General features: G+C 70.4%; 20 protein-coding genes. 10 read left to right on the top strand and 10 right to left on the bottom strand.

Features of this window, described 5'->3' with window-relative positions:
* Window positions 1–259 precede the first annotated feature (259 nt).
* Window positions 260–1,045, top strand: coding sequence for a DUF72 domain-containing protein (locus AB0J58_RS11885; RefSeq protein WP_364213822.1), 786 nt, complete (start codon window positions 260–262; stop codon window positions 1,043–1,045).
* A 25-nt stretch (window positions 1,046–1,070) separates the two neighbouring features.
* Here the strand turns inward: AB0J58_RS11885 and AB0J58_RS11880 are convergent, their stop codons facing one another.
* Window positions 1,071–2,285 carry a HAMP domain-containing sensor histidine kinase gene (locus tag AB0J58_RS11880; protein WP_364213737.1) on the bottom strand — a complete coding sequence of 405 codons (1,215 nt, stop codon included), beginning with the start codon at window positions 2,283–2,285 and terminating at the stop codon, window positions 1,071–1,073.
* Entirely contained in the window at window positions 2,282–2,938 is a 657-nt protein-coding gene (locus AB0J58_RS11875) for a response regulator transcription factor (RefSeq protein ID WP_364213734.1), read from the bottom strand. Before AB0J58_RS11875 ends, AB0J58_RS11880 begins: the two co-directional genes overlap by 4 nt.
* 137 nt (window positions 2,939–3,075) lie before the next feature.
* Between AB0J58_RS11875 and AB0J58_RS11870 the strand changes: the two genes are divergently transcribed.
* From AB0J58_RS11870 to AB0J58_RS11850, 5 genes are all read left to right on the top strand, one after another.
* Complete coding sequence (locus AB0J58_RS11870; protein ID WP_364213731.1) at window positions 3,076–3,597, top strand: hypothetical protein; 522 nt, start codon at window positions 3,076–3,078, stop codon at window positions 3,595–3,597.
* On the top strand, window positions 3,594–4,691 hold the full coding sequence (locus tag AB0J58_RS11865; protein ID WP_364213728.1) for a peptidoglycan-binding domain-containing protein: 1,098 nt from the start codon (window positions 3,594–3,596) through the stop codon (window positions 4,689–4,691). The genes AB0J58_RS11870 and AB0J58_RS11865 overlap by 4 nt, the downstream gene beginning before the upstream one ends.
* A complete protein-coding gene (locus AB0J58_RS11860) occupies window positions 4,688–5,383 on the top strand; it encodes an ABC transporter ATP-binding protein (RefSeq protein WP_364213725.1) in 696 nt (231 codons plus the stop codon). Before AB0J58_RS11865 ends, AB0J58_RS11860 begins: the two co-directional genes overlap by 4 nt.
* On the top strand, window positions 5,380–6,609 hold the full coding sequence (locus AB0J58_RS11855; protein ID WP_364213722.1) for an ABC transporter permease: 1,230 nt from the start codon (window positions 5,380–5,382) through the stop codon (window positions 6,607–6,609). Before AB0J58_RS11860 ends, AB0J58_RS11855 begins: the two co-directional genes overlap by 4 nt.
* Window positions 6,610–6,809: 200 nt before the next feature.
* Complete coding sequence (locus tag AB0J58_RS11850) at window positions 6,810–7,484, top strand: hypothetical protein (protein WP_364213719.1); 675 nt, start codon at window positions 6,810–6,812, stop codon at window positions 7,482–7,484.
* 128 nt (window positions 7,485–7,612) lie between these two features.
* On the opposite strand, the gene AB0J58_RS11845 is transcribed toward AB0J58_RS11850, so the two are convergent.
* Complete coding sequence (locus AB0J58_RS11845) at window positions 7,613–8,878, bottom strand: serine hydrolase domain-containing protein (RefSeq protein WP_364213716.1); 1,266 nt, start codon at window positions 8,876–8,878, stop codon at window positions 7,613–7,615.
* 199 nt (window positions 8,879–9,077) lie between these two features.
* Here AB0J58_RS11845 and AB0J58_RS11840 point away from each other — a divergent pair, with 199 nt between their 5' ends.
* The gene (locus tag AB0J58_RS11840; protein WP_364213713.1) at window positions 9,078–10,232 is read left to right on the top strand and encodes a pectinesterase family protein; all 1,155 of its coding nucleotides are present in this window, start codon (window positions 9,078–9,080) and stop codon (window positions 10,230–10,232) included.
* Here the strand turns inward: AB0J58_RS11840 and AB0J58_RS11835 are convergent.
* Window positions 10,215–10,544, bottom strand: a complete 330-nt coding sequence (locus AB0J58_RS11835; RefSeq protein WP_364213710.1) for a putative quinol monooxygenase — start codon at window positions 10,542–10,544, stop codon at window positions 10,215–10,217. The genes AB0J58_RS11840 and AB0J58_RS11835 overlap by 18 nt on opposite strands.
* Before the next feature lie 178 nt (window positions 10,545–10,722).
* Between AB0J58_RS11835 and AB0J58_RS11830 the strand changes: the two genes are divergently transcribed.
* Window positions 10,723–11,514, top strand: a complete 792-nt coding sequence (locus tag AB0J58_RS11830) for a DUF2071 domain-containing protein (RefSeq protein ID WP_364213707.1) — start codon at window positions 10,723–10,725, stop codon at window positions 11,512–11,514.
* Between the two features lie 7 nt (window positions 11,515–11,521).
* Here the strand turns inward: AB0J58_RS11830 and AB0J58_RS11825 are convergent, their stop codons facing one another.
* From AB0J58_RS11825 to AB0J58_RS11800, 6 genes are all read right to left on the bottom strand, one after another.
* Window positions 11,522–12,742, bottom strand: coding sequence for a cytochrome P450 (locus tag AB0J58_RS11825; protein ID WP_364213704.1), 1,221 nt, complete (start codon window positions 12,740–12,742; stop codon window positions 11,522–11,524).
* A 19-nt stretch (window positions 12,743–12,761) separates the two neighbouring features.
* On the bottom strand, window positions 12,762–14,147 hold the full coding sequence (locus AB0J58_RS11820) for an FAD/NAD(P)-binding oxidoreductase (protein WP_364213701.1): 1,386 nt from the start codon (window positions 14,145–14,147) through the stop codon (window positions 12,762–12,764).
* Window positions 14,144–14,344 carry a ferredoxin gene (locus AB0J58_RS11815; protein WP_364213698.1) on the bottom strand — a complete coding sequence of 67 codons (201 nt, stop codon included), beginning with the start codon at window positions 14,342–14,344 and terminating at the stop codon, window positions 14,144–14,146. The genes AB0J58_RS11820 and AB0J58_RS11815 overlap by 4 nt, the downstream gene beginning before the upstream one ends.
* A gap of 408 nt (window positions 14,345–14,752) precedes the next feature.
* On the bottom strand, window positions 14,753–15,166 hold the full coding sequence (locus tag AB0J58_RS11810) for an ATP-binding protein (RefSeq protein WP_364213695.1): 414 nt from the start codon (window positions 15,164–15,166) through the stop codon (window positions 14,753–14,755).
* A gap of 127 nt (window positions 15,167–15,293) precedes the next feature.
* Complete coding sequence (locus AB0J58_RS11805; RefSeq protein ID WP_364213692.1) at window positions 15,294–15,671, bottom strand: STAS domain-containing protein; 378 nt, start codon at window positions 15,669–15,671, stop codon at window positions 15,294–15,296.
* A gap of 142 nt (window positions 15,672–15,813) precedes the next feature.
* Window positions 15,814–16,167 carry an STAS domain-containing protein gene (locus AB0J58_RS11800; RefSeq protein ID WP_364213819.1) on the bottom strand — a complete coding sequence of 118 codons (354 nt, stop codon included), beginning with the start codon at window positions 16,165–16,167 and terminating at the stop codon, window positions 15,814–15,816.
* 278 nt (window positions 16,168–16,445) lie between these two features.
* Between AB0J58_RS11800 and AB0J58_RS11795 the strand changes: the two genes are divergently transcribed.
* Together AB0J58_RS11795 and AB0J58_RS11790 are read left to right on the top strand one after the other, a co-directional pair.
* Window positions 16,446–16,730: a GNAT family N-acetyltransferase gene (locus AB0J58_RS11795; protein ID WP_364213689.1), complete on the top strand. Its 285-nt coding sequence runs from the start codon at window positions 16,446–16,448 to the stop codon at window positions 16,728–16,730.
* A gap of 384 nt (window positions 16,731–17,114) precedes the next feature.
* Entirely contained in the window at window positions 17,115–17,234 is a 120-nt protein-coding gene (locus AB0J58_RS11790) for a DLW-39 family protein (RefSeq protein WP_211264163.1), read from the top strand.
* Window positions 17,235–17,245: the final 11 nt, after the last annotated feature.

The raw sequence follows: 17,245 nt of genomic DNA, 5'->3' as shown, positions 1-17,245 counted from the left end.
GAGGTCGGCCCGTGCCACGTGCGGCGCGGGTCGAATGAGCCTTCGGAGGGAACGGTGAGGGATCACCGGTGGGGAAGGCGGGCGGCGGCCCGTGTCCGGAGGTCGGCCCGTGCCACGTGCGGCGCGGGTCGAATGAGCCTTCGGAGGGAACGGTGAGGGATCACCGGTGGGGAAGGCGGGCGGCGGCCCGTGTGGGGGCCGCGGTGGCGGGCAGATTCTGCTCGTGGAGGGCCGGAACCGACGGGGCTGAGCTGTCATGATGCTGGTGGGGACGTCTGGCTGGCAGTATGCCGACTGGCGCGGGGGGCTCTACCCGCCCGGCCTGCCCCAGCGGCTGTGGCTGGAGCGGTATGCCGAGTGCTTCGAGACGACCGAGAACAACAACACCTTCTACCGGTTGCCGGCGCGCGAGACATTCGAGAAGTGGCGGGATCGCACCCCGGACGCGTTCGTCATGGCGATCAAGGCAAGCCGCTTCCTCACCCATGTCAAACGGCTGAAGGATCCCGAGGAGCCCGTCGAGCGCCTGCTGGCGGCGGCCGAGGGCCTGGGAGCCAAGCTCGGGCCGATCCTCCTGCAGCTTCCACCGACGTTGCCGGCCGACCTCGGCAGGCTCGCCGGATGCCTTCGCTGCTTTCCCGCCCATCTGCGGGTCGCCGTCGAGTTCCGGCACGTGTCGTGGTGGAGCGATCCCGTCCGCGAGGTGCTGTCGGCCCACGGTGCGGCCCTGTGCTGGGCCGACCGGCTCGGTCGCCCGCAGACCCCCCTGTGGCGGACCACCGACTGGGCCTATCTGCGCTTTCACGAGGGCCGAGCGCACCCCTGGCCCTCCTACGGCGACGGCTCACTCCGTTCCTGGCTGCGCCGCCTGCGCCGGGAATGGGATGAGCGCCGCGACGTCCATGTGTACTTCAACAATGATCCGGGTGGCGCCGCGGTGCGCGACGCCGCCCGATACGCGGAACTCGCGCGCGCCGAGGGGTGGCCGGTGAGTCGCACGCCGGCCCGGATCCCGGCACGCGGGGAGACCACGCTCGCCCGGTGACGATCCGGCCGTGGCACACGGAGAATCAGCCGGGCCCGCCACCGCCCGGCAGGGTGACCGTCACCACCAGGCCGCCGCCGGTTCGCGGGCGGGCGGCGACCTCACCCCCGTGCGCGCGGGCCACCGAGCGCACGATGGACAGGCCCAGCCCCGCCCCCTTGGCGGTGACCATGCGCTCGGCGCCCAGCCGCCGGAACGGCTCGAACAGCGCGGGAAGTTCGTACGGCGGCACCGTCGGCCCGCTGTTGCTCACCTCGACCTCGGCCCTGCCGTCGGCCCTGACACGGCTGGTCGCCCGCACCCAACCGCTCTCCTTGGCGTTGTGCCGTACTCCGTTCTCCACCAGGTTGTGCACCATCCGCTCAAGCAACAGGGCGTCGCCCAGTGTGAGCGCCTCCCCCGCGTGCTCGGTGATCTCGATCCCGGCCTGCTCCGCCTCGGGCGCGCACTGCGCCACGACATGGCTGAGCACGTCGGCCAGATCGACGGGAAGCCGCTCGGTGACCTCGTTCTCCGACCCGGCCAGCAGCAGCAACCCGACGATGAGCCGCTCGTGCCTGGTGTTGATCTCCAGCAGGTTCTCGCCGAGCTGTTTGACGTCCTCGGAGGCCGACTTGCGGTGCATGGCCAGCTCGACCAGTGCCCGGCCCAGGGTGAGTGGGGTGCGCAGCTCGTGGGAGGCGTTGGCGACGAAGCGCCGCTGTCCGTCGAAGGAGCGGTCCAGCCGCTCGATCATGATGTCGAAGGTGTCGGCCAGATCCTTGACCTCGTCGTCGGGCCCGCGCAGCGCGATCCGCTCGTGCAGTCCCCGGTCGGCGGCGGGGGCCGCGGCGATCCGCCTGGCGGTCTCGGTCACCTGGTGCAGGGGCGCCAGGACCCGGCCGGTGACCAACCAGCCGAAACCCGCCGCGGCGCCGCCGACGACCACCAGCACGATGCCGCCCAGGAGGAGCATCGAGGTGGTGGCGGCCTCGTGCAGGGTGCTCTGCTGCTGCTTCATCCACTGCTCCGCCTGCTCCGCGTCGAGCAGGGCGGCCGACGACGGGCCGTACATGACGTCGGTGGCGGACGTCGGGCGTCCGATGGTGATGACCTTCGTCTTGGAGGTGAGCTGTTGGTTGAAGAGCATGTAGACGGTGCCGAGCAGTACGATCCCGGCCACCAGGAACAGTCCGCCGTAGATCAGGGTCAGCCGGGCCCGCAGTGTGACGCGGCGCGGCAGCGGTGTCCGGAACCTCATGGGATGCGATACCCCACTCCGGTGACGGTCTCGATGACCGGGGGGTCGGCGAGCTTGCGGCGCAGCTTGAGGACGGTGAGCCTGACGGCGCCGGTGAACGGGTCGGCGTACTCGTCCCACGCCTTCTCCAGCAGGTACTCGGCGGGAACCACCGCGCCGTCGGCACGCAGCAGCTCGGCCAGTACGGCGAACTCCTTCCTGGACAGCGGCACGTAGCGGCTGTCGCGGAACACCTCGTGACGTGCGGGGTCCAGGGCGATGCCCGCGCGGCGCAGCACCGGCGGCGTGGCGGGGCGGCACCGGCGTCCGAGCGCCAGCACGCGGGCGGCCAGTTCGGGGAAGGCGAACGGCTTGCTGAGGTAGTCGTCGGCGCCCAGAGACAGGCCCTCGACCCGGTCGGTGACCTCGGCGGCCGCGGTCAGCATCAGCACCCGCGCGCCGGCCCCCGCCTCGACCAGCTCCCGGCAGACCTCGTCGCCGTGCACGGCGGGCAGGTCCCTGTCCAGCACGACCACGTCGTAGTCGTTGACGCCCGCCCGCTCCAGCGCCGCCGCTCCGTCGAGGGCGACGTCGACCGCGTGGGTCTCCTCGCGCAGCCACTCCGCGATCGCCTCGGCGAGCAACGGCTCGTCCTCCACCACCAGAACTCGCATGTCCCCATGGTGGCCGCCCCGGTGTTTCCTCCACGTTAGTGAGCGTTCCTGGAAACGCCGGGGAAACACCGCACCCGCTTGCATCACCTCCCGAAGGGCCGGAAACGCTCCGGCCGCGCTCTTGAGGAGACGACACCATGCGACTGCGGACGCACCATGCGCCGGTGGCACTGCTGATGGTCCTGATCCTGACCGGATGCGGCGCCGCTCCCGAAACCGGCACGGTGGCCTCGGCCGGCGGCGGGGCCAAACAGGCGGGCGGCAGCGCCGCCCCGACCCTGAGCCAGGAGGAGAAGGGCGTGAGGTTCGCCCAGTGCATGCGCGAGAACGGTGTGCCCATGGAAGATCCGGAAGGCGGCCGCATCCAGCTCAAGTTCGACAAGGACGGCGGCGTCGACAGGTCCACGGTGGACAAGGCCATGCAGACATGTCAGGAGTTCAGTCCGCAGGGCGACAGGTCCGGGGCCGCCGACCCCGAGGCGGAGGAGCGAGGCCGCGCCTACGCGGCCTGCATGCGCGAGAACGGCCTGGAGGGCTTCCCCGATCCCAAACCGGGCCAGCGCGGCATCATGATCACCCCCGAGATCGGTGAGGACCCTGACTTCCCCGCTGCCCAGCAGAAGTGCCAGGACATCATGGCGGCCGGTGGCCCGCGGTGACCGCTGAGGAGAGCCGCCCACGACACCGTGCGCGCCGCGGCGGAAAGATCGCCGTGGCGATCCTCGCCCTGGCCGTGGGCGGCGTGGCCACCGTCGGCGTGCTCGGCATGGGCGACGGCACCGCGGCCGGCTCCCCCGCCACCCGGCTGCCGCCCAAGACCGTCCAGGTGACCAGGCAGACGCTCACCGACACGCACACCGCCGACGGCGCGCTCGGCTACGGCACCACCGGTACCGCCGTCAACCGGCTGCCCGGTACCCTCACCCGCCTGCCGGGCACCGGCGACCGCGTCACCCGCGGCGGAGCCCTGTATCGGGTGGACGACAAACCGGTCGTGCTGATGTACGGCACGCTGCCCGCCTACCGGACGATGCGGATCGGAGACGAGGGTCCCGACGTCAAGCAGCTGGAGAGGAACCTGAAGGCGCTGGGCTACACCGGCTTCACGGTGGACGACGAGTACACCTACTCCACCGCCGAGGCCGTCAGGCAGTGGCAGGAGGACCGGGGCCTGGAGGAGAGCGGCGAGGTCGAACTCGGCCGGGTGATGTTCGCTTCCGGCGCGGTTCGCGTCGACAGCCTCCAGGCGGGAGAGGGCGATCCGACGGGCCCGGGACGCAAGGTGCTGACCTACTCCGGCACGGCCAAGGCCGTCACCGTCGAGCTCGGGGCCTCCGAGCGGCGACTGGCCAGAAAGGGCGGCAAGGTGACCGTCACGCTCCCCGACGGCACCACCATCGGCGGTCGCGTCGAGGAGGTGTCCACCGTGATCAAGCCGGGCGGTCAGGGCCAGAGCCCCACGACCGGCGTGGAGGTGGTCGTCGAGCTGCGCGGCGGGAAGGCGCAGAAGGCGGCCGCCGCCTACGTCATGGCCTCGGTCGACGTCACCTTCACCGCGGGCAGGCGCAAGGACGTGCTGACCGTCCCGGTCGCCGCGCTGCTGGCGCTGCGGGAGGGTGGCTTCGGCGTCGAGGTCGTCAGCGGCTCGACGTCCTCCTACGTCCCGGTCACGACGGGCCTGTTCGCGGCCGGCCGGGTGGAGATCTCCGGTGACGGGATCACCGAGGGAACCGCGGTGGGGGTGCCGAAGTGATCTCGCTGAGCGACGTGACGAAGATCTATCCCGGCGGCGTCACCGCACTGGCCGGCGTCTCACTGGACATCGGCGCCGGCGAACTCGTCGCCCTCGCGGGCCCCTCGGGCTCGGGCAAGTCCACCATGCTCAACGTGCTCGGCACCCTGGACCGGCCCACCACCGGCAGCGTGCGCATCGACGGCTACGAGGTGGGCGGGCTCGGTGACGCCAGGCTGTCGGCGCTGCGGGCCACCCGGATCGGCTTCGTCTTCCAGCAGTTCCACCTCGCCGCGCGCGTCACGGCGCTGGACAACGTGGCCGACGGGCTGCTCTACTCCGGTCTGCGGCCGGGCGAGCGGCGGCGCAGGGCGGCGGCGGCGCTGGAGCGGGTCGGGCTGGGCCATCGGATGGACCATGAACCGCATGAGCTGTCCGGTGGTGAGCGCCAGCGTGTCGCGGTGGCGCGGGCGGTGGCGGGCGATCCCCCGCTTCTGCTGGCCGACGAGCCGACCGGCAACCTCGACTCCGCCTCGGGGGCCGGGGTGATGGAGCTGATGCGTGACCTGCACGCGGGAGGCACCACCGTAGTGATCATCACGCACGACCGGGAGATCGCCGAGTCACTGCCCCGCCGGGTGCGGATGCGCGACGGTCGCGTGACCTTCGACAACGCGCGGCCCGAGGCCACGGTCCCGGAGGTGGGGCGATGACTACAGAGATGCCGCGACCGGCGCTGCGACCGGCGCTACGACCGGCCAGGATGTGGCCGCGCGATGTGCTCAGGGTGGGCGTGGTGGGCCTGCGCACCCGGCCGATGCGGGCGTTCCTGTCCGCGCTGGGGATCGCCATCGGCATCTCCGCGATGGTCGCCGTGGTCGGCATCTCCTCCTCCTCGCGTGCCGATCTGGACCGCACCCTGTCCGAGCTGGGCACCAACCTGCTGACCGTCTCGCCCGGCATAACGATGACCGGTGAGCAGGCCAGGCTGCCGGTCGAAGCCGAGGCGATGGTGGGCAGGATCGCTCCGGTGGAGTCGGTCTCGGCCATCGGGCGGGTGGCCGACGCCGACGTCTACCGCACCGGAAAGATCCCCAAGGCGGAGACGAACGGGATCGCGACCTACGCCGTGCGGACCGGGCTGCCCGCCACCGTCGGGGTCGAGGTCCGTAGCGGTACCTGGCTCAACGCCGCCACCGCCTCCTATCCGGCGACGGTGCTGGGCGCGATCACCGCGCAACGCCTCGGGATCGGCCACGCGGGGCCAGACACCCAGGTAATGGTCGGCGGGGTGTGGTTCACCGTGGTCGGCATCCTGGCCCCGACGCCGCTGGCGCCCGAACTGGACACCGCGGCGCTGGTCGGCTGGCCGGTGGCCGAGTCCAGGCTGGGCTTCGACGGTCGCCCGACCGTCGTCTACACCCGCTCGCGGGACGCGCAGGTGGAGGCGGTGGCTCAGGTGCTCGGCGCCACCGCCAACCCGGAGGCCCCCAACGAGGTCGACGTGTCGCGTCCCTCCGACGCGCTGGCCGCCAAGCAGGCCGCCGACGCGGCCTTCACCGGGCTGCTGCTCGGCGTGGGCGGGGTGGCACTGCTGGTCGGCGGGGTCGGGGTGGCCAACACCATGGTCATCTCGGTGCTGGAACGGCGCGGCGAGATCGGCCTGCGCCGCTCCCTGGGGGCGACCAAGGGGCAGATCCGCACCCAGTTCCTCGCCGAGTCGCTGCTGCTGTCGGCGCTGGGCGGGATCGCTGGCGCGCTGCTGGGCGTGGCGGTCACGGCGGGGTATGTCACCTCGGTGTCGTGGTCCGTGGTGATACCGGTGTGGGCGGTGCTCGGCGGGGTGGGCGCCACGCTGGTCATCGGCGTGCTGGCCGGCCTGTACCCGGCGATCCGCGCCTCCCGCCTGTCGCCCGCCGAGGCGCTGACACAGCCATAGCCGGTACCAGGAGCCGTGGGTGACAGCAGTGCGGCAGGGGCCCCTGGAGATCGTCCAGGCTCCGGAAGCGAACGACCGTCATCCCCGGCTTCCGAGCTTCGACCTTCGGGACCATCCTGTGGCGGGCCGGAACCCGGCCGAGGCGGAGGGCCGATGGCGCCGGTGTCGAACCATCGGGTGGGAGGGTACGTCATGAGGGCATGAGACATCGGCTGTTAGTCGTTCTGCTCCTTCTGGCCGGGGCCCTCGTGATCGCTCCCGGTACGGCATGTGCCTGCTCCTGCGCTCCCCTCGAACCGGCCGAGCAGGTGAAGGGGGCGGCGGCCGTCTTCACCGGGACGGTGGTGGCCGCCCGCCGGGTCGGCGGAGACCCGCTCGGTACTCCACCGCCGGTCGTCTACACCTTCCGGGCCGACCAGATCTACAAGGGGAAGGCGAGCGCCGAGTTCGAGGTGGCCACCAACGCAGACAGCGCCGCGTGCGGATACAACTTCGTCACCGGGTCGCGGTACCTGGTGTTCGCCGCCACCGGCCGGTCAGGTCTGCTCACGGCCGATCCGGGGGTGGCCCTGAACACCTCGCTCTGCGCCGGTAACCTGCTGGTCAGCCCGGGTGATGCCGCGTTGCGTGCCGGGGACGGCCTGCCGAGCGGGGAGTCGCTCGCCGCGGAACTCGTCACCGCCCTGGGTACCGCGACCCCGCCCCCGGCGCTCCCGTCCCCGACGGCCGTCGCCACTCCCGCACCGGACGCCTCCGGCGGCGGGCCGATCCCGATCTGGATCTACGCGGGGGTGGCCGTGACGGGCGCCGGCCTCACCTTCACCGGGTGGCGATTCTCCCGGCGGCGCGGACGGAGCAGGCGCCTGCCGGACTAGGCGTATCGACCGGACGGGCCGGCGACCGCGACAGACGGAAAGATCCGCAGAACGGCACGCGGTTGCCGTGGAGCCGGTTCGGGTCGCCTCCCTGGGATACGGGCTCGTCCAGGGAGGCGGCACCGGGCTCAGAGGCCGTAGGTGGAGAACAGGTTGGTGGTCGGCCAGGTGGTGACCGCGTTCGCTGCCTTGTGCATCAGGGAGTCGATGTCGCCGTAGCCGAGGCCCGAGGGGTCGTCACGCTGGTCGAACAGCACCACCCAGCTCAGCCCGTCGTACCTGCGGACCATCAGGGTCGAGGTGCCGGGCAGCGACCCGGTGTGCCAGGTGTTCATGCCACCGGTGACCGGGCGCACATTCCAGCCCAGACCGTAGTACCAGCCGTCCGCGTTGATGCCGATGGACGGCTTGGCGAACGTCCTGGTGATGGACGCCGCGGTGAGCGGCCCCGCCCCGTCGAAGATCGTGCTGAACTTCGCCAGGTCGACGGCGGAGGAGAGCCAGCCGCCGTGCGCGGCCATGTTCTCGATGTTGAAGCTCCCGTAAGGAGCGGGCACCACGGTGCCGGAGGTGTCGAGCACCGTCGTTCCGGTCTTCCCGGAGAAGTACGGAGCCTCCGTCGACCGCCGCTGGTTCTTCGCGGATCTGCCGAGCACCATCCGCTTGATCTTGACGGCGCCGAGGACCTTCTGCTGTACGTAGTCGGCGTACGACAGGCCGCTGATCTTCTCGATGACCTTCTCGAGCAGCAGGTAGCCGTAGTTCGAGTAGGCGTACTTCGTTCCAGGGGCGTGGTCGAGCGGACGCCTGCCGGTCCACTCGATGACGTTGGCCTGGCTCACGGGCAGGGACACCCCGAGCAGCTTCGCGACGGCGCGGTCCTGGAACATCGGGTCCGAGGAGACCGCGCTGTTCCAGCCGCCCAGGTGCTGCAGCAGGTGGAGCACGGTGACGTCGCCGAGCCGGGCGTCGGCGGCGGTGCTCAGGCCGAGCAGCGGCGCCACCCGGGCGGACAGGCTCAGCTTTCCGTCCTGGACGAGCTTCGTCACCGCGGTCGCGGTGACCGGCTTGCTGAGGCTGGCGACGCGGAACAGGGAGGTGGGGCCCGCCTGGAACGTGGTGTCTGCGGTCCAGTTGTAGCCACGGGCCAGCATCAGCCTGCCCTTGCGCACCACGGCCAGGGACGCGTGCGGGATGGCACGTGCCTGCATGAAACTTTTCAGGGTGCTGTCGAAGGATGCCAGCCCCGAGGCGCTCTTCCCGGTGACCGTCCAGACGGGGGCGGTCACCCGGCCTGACGTGGCGGCGGCGAATCCCGGACGAGCCTGTGCGGTGGCGGCCCCGGCCGCCGCGGCGCCCGCGAGCAGCCTGAACGTGTCCCTGCGGGTCAACATCCCAGATCCCCCGATCTTTGAGGTCGTCACGAAAGCGGGATCTTACGGGAAATAGATCCCTATCCGGTGGAGATAGGGCGGAGCGCAGAGTGCGGACGGCTCCGAACTCCCATCATTGACACATTTGTCAAGTCTCTCTAACTTGCAGATGGTCTTGTATGCGGAAGCTGTCCATGTGTGTGACCACGGGAGTGTGACCATGTCGCCCCAGAGTCCGTCGTTCGGCCGACGTCAGATGCTGGCCGGGGCCGCGGCCCTCGGCCTCGCGCTCGTCCCGGCCACCCGGGCCGCGGCCGGGAGCATCCCCGCGCGCCCGTTCGGGCCGTACGGCTCACCGCTCCGCAGGCTGAACGAGCGCACACTGTACGTCGACTCCCAGGGTCGGGGTGACCACACCACGGTCCAGGCGGCGGTCGACGCGACGCCGGACGCTCCCGGGCAGGGCTGGACCCTGGTGATCGCGGCCGGCACCTACCGCGAGACGGTCCTGGTGGCCCAGGCCAAGACCGGCCTGACCTTCGTCGGCGCCACCCGCCGGGCCCGCGACGTCGTCATCGTCTTCGACAATGCCGCGGGAACGGCCAGGCCCTCCGGCGGCACGTACGGCACGAGCGGCAGCGCCACCACCACGATCCAGGCCGACGGCTTCACCGCGGCCCACCTGACCTTCGCCAATGACTGGCTGCGCGCCGACCACCCGGAGATCACCGCGACGCAGGCCGTCGCGGTGAAGGTGATGGGCGATCGTTCCTTCTTTGAGGCGTGCCGTTTCCTCGGTCATCAGGACACGCTGTACGCCGACACCCTCAGCCTGGCCGCCTTCGCCAGGCAGTACTACCGGCGCTGCCATGTCGAAGGTGACGTCGACTTCGTCTTCGGCCGGGCCACCGCGGTCTTCGACCGGTGTGAACTACGGACCCTGGTCCGCGACGTGCCGTTTCGGCCCTACGGTTTCGTGTTCGCCCCGAGCACCGCCGCCGCGAACCCGCACGGTTACCTGGCGACCGGTTGCCGCATCACCGGCGAGTCCCCCGACGGCGCCTACGGCCTCGCACGTCCCTGGCGCCCGAGCAGCGACCCGACCGCCGTCCCGATGCTGACCGTGCGCGAGACCTGGATCGGCCCCGGGATCGACGTCGCCGCTCCGTACGTGAACATGAGCGCCGGTTATCCCTGGCAGGACGCCAGATTCGGCGAGTACCGCAATGTCGGCCCGGGGGCCGCGAGGCCCGTTCCCGAGAACAGGCCCCAACTGACCCCCGAACAGGCGGCCGGGCGGACCGTCCGCGCCTGTCTCGGCGACTGGCGGCCGTCGACGATCGGTGACCATCTCAGGTCAGCTCCGGGCCGGTGACAGTTCCGCCATCCGCGACCAGCCCTCGCCGGGTACCTCGACGTTGATGATCTCCGGCGTCTCCGTGATCAGCTCGGGCATCCAGGCCATGGCGGTCCTGAAGTGCTCCGAGTTCACATGCGCCTCGCCCGCCGCGGGCGAGGCGAACGCCTCCAGCAGGACGAACTGGCCGGGCACCTCGACGCTCCTGGACCATTCGAAGAAGACGTTCCCCGGCTCGCTGCGGGTGGCCTGGGTGAAGTCGTCGACGAGCGAGAGCCACTCCTCGGCCCGCTCGGGACGGATCGTGAACTTGACGGCGATGAAGATCATGAGCTGTTCCCTGTCGAGAGTCGAGACGAGTGTTCCCCGCCTGCGGGTATGGCGTGGGGCAGGTGTGCGGCGCCATGGCCAAGATAGGCGAGCGGATGCCGGGGAGCGGGAACCCACCCGCCGTGAGTCGGCCTCGGTCGGCGGCGCATGGGCGGGTCCCGACCGGGAAGGTCGGCACATGACGGGCGACGAGACCTGGCTCAGGAACCTCACCGTCCCGGGAGTGACGTCCTCACCCGACAGGGAGCAGACCATGCAGGCTCCACCGTCCCTACGCGTGGCCCGGCCGGTCATGTACCACCGCTGGTCCGAGATGACCTTCATGCACTGGCGGTACCCGCCGGCCGAGATCCAGCTGCTGCTGCCGGCCGGGCTCGCGGTGGACACCTTCGACGGCGCCGCCTGGGTCGGCCTCACCACCTTCCTGATGGAGGACGTACGGGCACCGCACTCGCCGGCCCTGCCGTGGCTGTCGCGATTCCCCGAGACCAACGTGCGCACGTACGTGCGAGATGACCGGGGGCGCGACGGCGTCTGGTTCCTGTCGCTGGACGCCGGGCGCCTGCTCGCCGTTCTCGGCGCGCGGGTCGCCTATCGGCTGCCCTACTTCTGGTCCGGCATGTCCGTCCGCGCGGACGGTGAGCGTCGCGGCTACCGCTGCCGCCGCCGGTGCCCCGGGCCGGTGGGCGCGCGATGCGACGCGGACGTGGAGGTCGGCCCGCCGCTCGCGGAGCCGGAGCGCGACGAGCTGGCGCACTTCCTGACCGCCCGCTACCGGCTGTTCACCACGGTCGCGGGCCGGACGGCCCACGCCGAGATCGAGCACCCCGACTGGCCGCTGCGCCACGCCCGGCTGATCCGCCTGGAGGAGGACCTCCTCCGGGCGGGCGGGCTCGCCGCCCCGGATGGCGCCCCCGTACTGCACGCCTCATCCGGGGTGCCGGTGAGGATCGGGATGTGGAGCCGGTGACCACCTGTCATCCCTGCCTGACCAGCAGGTGGCGCGGGCCGCGCAGGACCGCGCTCTGCCGGTACGGGGGCGGGTCGGCGACGAGCCGGGGATTCTCCAGGTGGCGTACCAGCCCGTTCAGCGCGATCTGCGTCTCCAGCCGGGCCAGGGGGGCGCCGAAGCACAGATGGATGCCACTGCCGAAACCGAGATGCCGGTTGTCCCGCCGGTCGGGATCGAACCGGTCGGGGTCGCGGAAGTACGCGGGGTCTCGGTTGCCGGAGGCGAGCATGAGCGTGATCCGCGAGCCCTTCGGGATGGTGACGCCCGCGATGGTGAGGTCGCTGTAGGCGGCCCGCCAGGGGATGATGTGCACCGGAGGTTCGTAGCGCAGCAGTTCCTCGACCGTCCGGATGATCATCTCGGGCTCGCGACGCAGGCGCTCCAGCACTTCTGGGTGGCGCAGCAGGGTCAGCACGCCGTTGGTGATCAGGTTGACCGTCGTCTCGTGACCCGCGATGAGCAGCAGGTTGGCGGTGCTGACGATCTCCTCGTCCGTCATGCGCCCGTCGGGGCCTTCGTCGCTCGCCAGCCGGGACAGCAGGTCGTCGCCCGGCGGCCGGCCGCGGCGGCTCCGCAGGAGTTCGGCGAGATAGTGCCTGAGGTCCTTGCGGGCCTGCGTGCCCTCCCGCAGGCGTTCCTGAGGGTCCGTCGCGGGGTCGAAGTCGAGCAGCGCGACGATCGCCTCGACCCATCGGTGGAATCGCGGCTCGTCCTCGCGCGGCACGCCGAGCAGGTGGCAGATCACGGTGACCGGGAAGGGGTAGGCGAAGTCGTCCACGATGTCGATCTGGTCCCTGCCCACCAGGTTCTCGATCAGGTCGGTGACGACGGCGGTCAGGTCGGGCCGCATGTCGTCCACCAGCGTGGGCGAGTGCGGGGGGCCGAAGTGCCGCATCGCCATGCGGCGCAGCCGGTCGTGCCGCGGCGGGTCGAGGCCGATGAACGCCGGTGGGTCTCCGCGCTCGGCGAGGGCCGGCCCCGGGTTTTCGAGGCTGTGCGCGTCGGAGCTGAGGTGCGGGTCGTGCAGCAACGCGCTGATCTCCCGGTAGGTGCTGACGACGTAGTCGCCGTCCTCCTGCCGGGCCACCGGCCTCCTGCGCAGCTCCGCGTAGAGCGGGTACGGGTCGGCCCGGCTGGAGTAGTCGAGGATCCGCTGGAGAGTGCTGGGCGCCTGAGCGACTTTCATGACCGCTTCTCCTAGGGTTTCAACGGCCCGGTCTTACGAACGCCACGCGCCGCTCGCTCGGCTCGTGGCCGGTGACCATGACGGTGGCTCCGTGGGTGATGACGACGGGATCCGGGAAGCGGGCGGGGACCGGCTTCATGTCCGCGGGCCGGTCGGGGGTGGGGCAGGAGGGTGGGAAGGGGGCCGCCGCCTCGATCAGCTGCTGGTAGTGGTCGAGCCATTTGGCGTTGTCGAAGCTGACGGCCGCGGTGACTCTGCCGCGGTACCCGTAGGCCGCGACGAACCGGTGCTCCTCCACCGACCCCTGGGTGACGACGACCTCGTCCGCCATGACCGGAACGCCGACGGACTTGATGTTGACGCCGAACTGCATGGACCAGAACGTCGGCATGGACAGGTGCGGCCAGCGGTCGGTCGGAGGGCTGACCATGTTGTGCGCCGCGACCTGGGCCTGCTCCACCGCGTTGGCCCAGTGCTCCAGCGACAGGAACCGGTACTCGTAGACCGGGTGCGGGCAGCGTGCCACGTCCCCGGCGACGAAGACGTCATCGGTGACCAGGCCGTTGATGTCGAACGCCCGGCACCCCGAGTCGCAGGCCACCCCCCAGCGACCGGCGGCCAGCCCCGAGTCCCGCAGCCACTCGGTGTTGCGCACACCGCCGAGCGCGACCACCACCACGTCGGCGTCGATCGTCTCTCCATCGGAGAAGTGAGCGCGGCGCACCCGCCCGTCGCCCTCCAGCCGGGTGACCCTGACACCGCAGCGCAGGTCGACGCCGTGAGCACGCTGGAGGCCCGCGGCGATCGAGCCGATCATGCTGCCGAGTGCCCCCACCAGCGGGGCCTCGGCGACCTCGGCGACGGTCACCGGTATGCCGCGCTCGCGGCAGACGGAGGCGATCTCGGAGCCGGCGAATCCGGCCCCGATGACGAGTACCCGGCCGGGCCCGGCGTCCAGCCGCTCCCGCAGGCGGCCGGAGTCGTCGCGGGTGCGGACCACGAACACGCCGTCCAGTGCGGCCTCGGCCTCGTCGGGCCAGGACCTGGCACGTACACCGGTGGTGATCAGCAACCTGTCGTAGGGGATCTCCCGCCCGTCCGCGAGCCGCACCCGCTTGCCGGCGAGATCCAGTCCCGAGGCGGCCACACCGAGCAGCCACTCCGCGCCGACCTCGCGGCGCCGGGGTAGTGCGGTGCCGTCCGCGGGTACCCAGCCGGTCAGGACCTGCTTGGAGAGCGGAGGCCGGTCGTAGGGCTCGCACGCCTCGTCCCCGATGAGGGTCAGCGATCCGGTGAAGCCCTCGTCGCGCAGCGCCTCCGCGGCTCTCAGCCCCGCGAGGGAGGCGCCGACGATCACGATGCGGCCGTCACGCCTGAACGCCTTCAGGCTTCTCTCGCTGCTCATGACGGCTCAGATGTCTCGACCAGGATCGCCTGGACCGGACAGGCCGCGGCCGCACGCAGTACCTGGTCCCGCTGCGCGTCGTCGGGGCTGGAGTGGAACGCGAGGGCCTCCTCGCCCTGCATCCGGAACGTGTCCGGGGCCAGGAAGGCGCACTGCGCATACCCCTGGCAGCGCGCCAGGTCGACGACAACCCTCATCAGGACCATCCCTTCCGAGCCCGAACACGGTCGAACGAGGCACGAGGGGAGTCCGCAGGCCGGGTCTACCGTGAACCCGGCCTTGGAGCGATGCCGTGGCACGTCCTCACGTGCCGCCGACGGCCACCACGGTTTCGGGGAGAACGGTCAGGGAAAACCGCGAGGTAATGCGCTGACCTGGCTAAACGAGCGTATCGCGGACATTGCGGCGGAGCATCGCCCTTCTGTCAGCGGGTGGTCAAGGATTGCGTACGAGCGATCCCCCGGCTCGGCCATGGCGCGTTCCGGTCGGCTGACGGTCGTGAGGGCGGTTCCGGTGCGCCCCCTTCGCGAGCGGTGATGCCCGATCGGCCGGTTGACGATCGAGGCTCAGAACGCGGCCCGGACCTCTTCCTGGCCGGGATCCCCCTAGTTGAGCGCCCTGCTCCGTGCCGCCGGTGAGCGCAGGTTCATCCGCAGGCGGACCCGGGAGCCTACGGCGATCCGCTCGATGGTGAACTCGTCGCACAGCTGGGTCATCAGCCACAGGCCGAAACCTCGAACGGTGCCCGTGGGGCGTCTCGCCGGGATGTGCTCGGTGGCCAGAACCCCCACGGTGTCGGTGACGTCGATGGTCAGGTGGGTCTCGTCTCGCCAGACGTCCACCGTGCCCTTGCCGCCGCCGTGCTCCAGAACGTTGATGACCGCCTCGTTGGTGGCGAGGAGGAGGTCGTTCAGACGTTCGCCCCGCATGCCGGCCTGGGTGGCGTAGTGGTGGAGACGTTCCCGCAACGCGCTGAGATCCTCGTCGATCGGCCAGTGCTGGCCGTGGTCGCCGATCACGACACCCCCTTGACGTCGCCTTGTCTGGCAGTCACCGGGGGACGAGCCGACTTGCTCCAGAATCAGGGCGTTGCGGATGAGTTACACGATGCTAGACACCTGCCCGATCGTTGCCAACTTACGACGGTCATCCGCCGTGAATATCCGGGGCTCGCAGTGCCTTGACGGCGTCGGCGACGGTGGGCTGGATGCCGAAGGCCTGGGCGAGTCCGGTCAGGTGGAGGATTCGTTTCAGGCGGGGGTGCGGGCCGGCCAGGACGATGCTGCCTCCGCGATCCTGGACGAGCTTGCGGGCGTTCAGGAATTCCTGGATTCCTGTGGAGTCGCAGAAGGTCAGATCGGCCAGGTCCATGACGAGGTCACCCCGGTCCTGGCCGATGGCCTGGCGAAGGTCGTGACGGAACCGCTCGGCATTGGTGTAGTCGAGCTCGCCGGCCAGGCTCAGCAGGACCATCTCCTTTACCGAGGGGTCGGACACATCGGTCACGCGGACGGCAGCGCTCACGGGTTACACCTCTGTGGACGGTCGGGAGGAGGGAAGGCGGCCGGTGCCTCAAGCCTGGAGCCGACCGGGCCGATCCGAAGGAGCTCGGCTTGAGATCCTCCGAATTTCTCTAGAGCACTTTTACGCTACAGCCGAGGGGTGATCAGTTGTTATCCCACTGGCGGATACCTTCTCTGGACCTGTCGTCGAGCACCTCCGACCAGCCGCAGATCTCGGCGATCCGCCACGCGTGCGGCCGGAGACCCCTGACGACCAGTCTGCGGTCGCCCGCCATTCCGGACGCGACCTCTGCCAGCACCCGCAGGCCGCCCACGTCGACGAAGTCGACGCCCTGGAGATCGGCATGCAGATCGCCGCAGGTGCGCTCCGCCGCCACGGCGAGGGCCCGGACCAGGATGTGCCGCGTACAGAGGTCGATGTCTCCCTCGCAGCGCAGGCCGACCGGCAGATCGGTGAAGAGAACGCGCAGTGAGCCGTGGCTGACCTCACCTACCATTGTGATCACCTTCTGGACGGGACATGAGGGTCGGTCGGCATCTGCCGCGACGGCAGGCACGTCGACTGATCGTCATGAGGAACCGGCGGTGCCGGTGCCTGCTCTCATCATCCTTCAGCTGGGCGCATTTTGGTATGGTTTGCCGGTTTCGTGTTTCAATGCACAGAAACCGATCGGCCATCGCGTCCGCCGGGGACCCGCACGCACGGGAATGAACGTCTCGCGGAATCGGCTGACCGGGAGACCGCCGTACGGCGGTCCGGCAAAGGAGAACCCCCATGCAGGTGGACGTCAAGCTCTCCCCCGGCGGCGATTCCTTCGTGGCGACGGTGGACGGCAGGCGCGCGGGGCGGCTGGAGCTCGTCCGGCGTGACGGGGTCATCGTCTATCCCCACACCAAGGTCGAGCCGGCGTACGAGGGCAACGGGGTGGGGGCCGCACTCGTCCGCACCGCGCTGGACGCGGCCCGCGCCGAAGAGGCCAAGGTCGTGCCTCTCTGCTGGTTCGTCAAGGAGTGGATAGACCGCCACCCCGACTACGCCGATCTTGTTCAGGGCGGCTGACCGATCCATAGCGAGCGGGTTTGGGACGTTCGCGCCCCCGATAGTCACGCCGGAGCAGGCGGACGTGCTGGTCACCGCGATGTCCGGGCAGAAAGCTTCTTGGCGGCCGGTGACCGGAACTTTCGGGCGGATGGAGCGGCCCACTCCGGGGGTTATCGTAAGAACGCGGGCGGTTTTGCAACAGGATTCATGGCAGATTGTGATCATCAGGTCGCGAGTCGTGCGGGATGATAGTGGCAATTACCCGGTTAGCGTAGATCGGCTGTGACGCTTGTCATGCGGGCCGGGTCATGGCCCGATCCCTTGCTAGGCTGCAGGGAACCGTTCGAACCGGGCGTTGTCTCACCCCGGCAGGTGAGACTTCTCAAGAAGTGGGGTCACACCGTGAAGAAGTTGCTCGTTCTGGCGCTCGTCGCCCTCGGGGGGCTGCTGGTCTGGCGCAAGGTGCAGGCCGACCGCGCCGAGCTCGACCTGTGGACCGAAGCCACCGGCAGCGAGAACTGACAGACGCGGCT

It is taken from the genome of Streptosporangium sp. NPDC049644 (genome assembly GCF_040675205.1).
GTDB classification, from domain to species: Bacteria; Actinomycetota; Actinomycetes; order Streptosporangiales; family Streptosporangiaceae; genus Streptosporangium; species Streptosporangium fukuiense.
Note: the sequence above shows the minus strand (reverse complement) of the source record. Positions and strands in the feature narration are given on the sequence as shown.

What these genes read in the sequence shown, in the direction of transcription:
- AB0J58_RS11880 (WP_364213737.1), bottom strand. Translation starts at nt 2,285, where the DNA reads ATGAGGTTCCGGACACCGCTGCCGCGCCGCGTCACACTGCGGGCCCGG.
- AB0J58_RS11840 (WP_364213713.1), top strand. Translation starts at nt 9,078, where the DNA reads ATGTCGCCCCAGAGTCCGTCGTTCGGCCGACGTCAGATGCTGGCCGGG.
- AB0J58_RS11800 (WP_364213819.1), bottom strand. Translation starts at nt 16,167, where the DNA reads ATGGTAGGTGAGGTCAGCCACGGCTCACTGCGCGTTCTCTTCACCGAT.
- AB0J58_RS11820 (WP_364213701.1), bottom strand. Translation starts at nt 14,147, where the DNA reads ATGAGCAGCGAGAGAAGCCTGAAGGCGTTCAGGCGTGACGGCCGCATC.
- AB0J58_RS11825 (WP_364213704.1), bottom strand. Translation starts at nt 12,742, where the DNA reads ATGAAAGTCGCTCAGGCGCCCAGCACTCTCCAGCGGATCCTCGACTAC.
- AB0J58_RS11835 (WP_364213710.1), bottom strand. Translation starts at nt 10,544, where the DNA reads ATGATCTTCATCGCCGTCAAGTTCACGATCCGTCCCGAGCGGGCCGAG.
- AB0J58_RS11815 (WP_364213698.1), bottom strand. Translation starts at nt 14,344, where the DNA reads ATGAGGGTTGTCGTCGACCTGGCGCGCTGCCAGGGGTATGCGCAGTGC.
- AB0J58_RS11885 (WP_364213822.1), top strand. Translation starts at nt 260, where the DNA reads ATGCTGGTGGGGACGTCTGGCTGGCAGTATGCCGACTGGCGCGGGGGG.
- AB0J58_RS11870 (WP_364213731.1), top strand. Translation starts at nt 3,076, where the DNA reads ATGCGACTGCGGACGCACCATGCGCCGGTGGCACTGCTGATGGTCCTG.
- AB0J58_RS11845 (WP_364213716.1), bottom strand. Translation starts at nt 8,878, where the DNA reads ATGTTGACCCGCAGGGACACGTTCAGGCTGCTCGCGGGCGCCGCGGCG.
- AB0J58_RS11855 (WP_364213722.1), top strand. Translation starts at nt 5,380, where the DNA reads ATGACTACAGAGATGCCGCGACCGGCGCTGCGACCGGCGCTACGACCG.
- AB0J58_RS11830 (WP_364213707.1), top strand. Translation starts at nt 10,723, where the DNA reads ATGACGGGCGACGAGACCTGGCTCAGGAACCTCACCGTCCCGGGAGTG.
- AB0J58_RS11795 (WP_364213689.1), top strand. Translation starts at nt 16,446, where the DNA reads ATGCAGGTGGACGTCAAGCTCTCCCCCGGCGGCGATTCCTTCGTGGCG.
- AB0J58_RS11875 (WP_364213734.1), bottom strand. Translation starts at nt 2,938, where the DNA reads ATGCGAGTTCTGGTGGTGGAGGACGAGCCGTTGCTCGCCGAGGCGATC.
- AB0J58_RS11850 (WP_364213719.1), top strand. Translation starts at nt 6,810, where the DNA reads ATGAGACATCGGCTGTTAGTCGTTCTGCTCCTTCTGGCCGGGGCCCTC.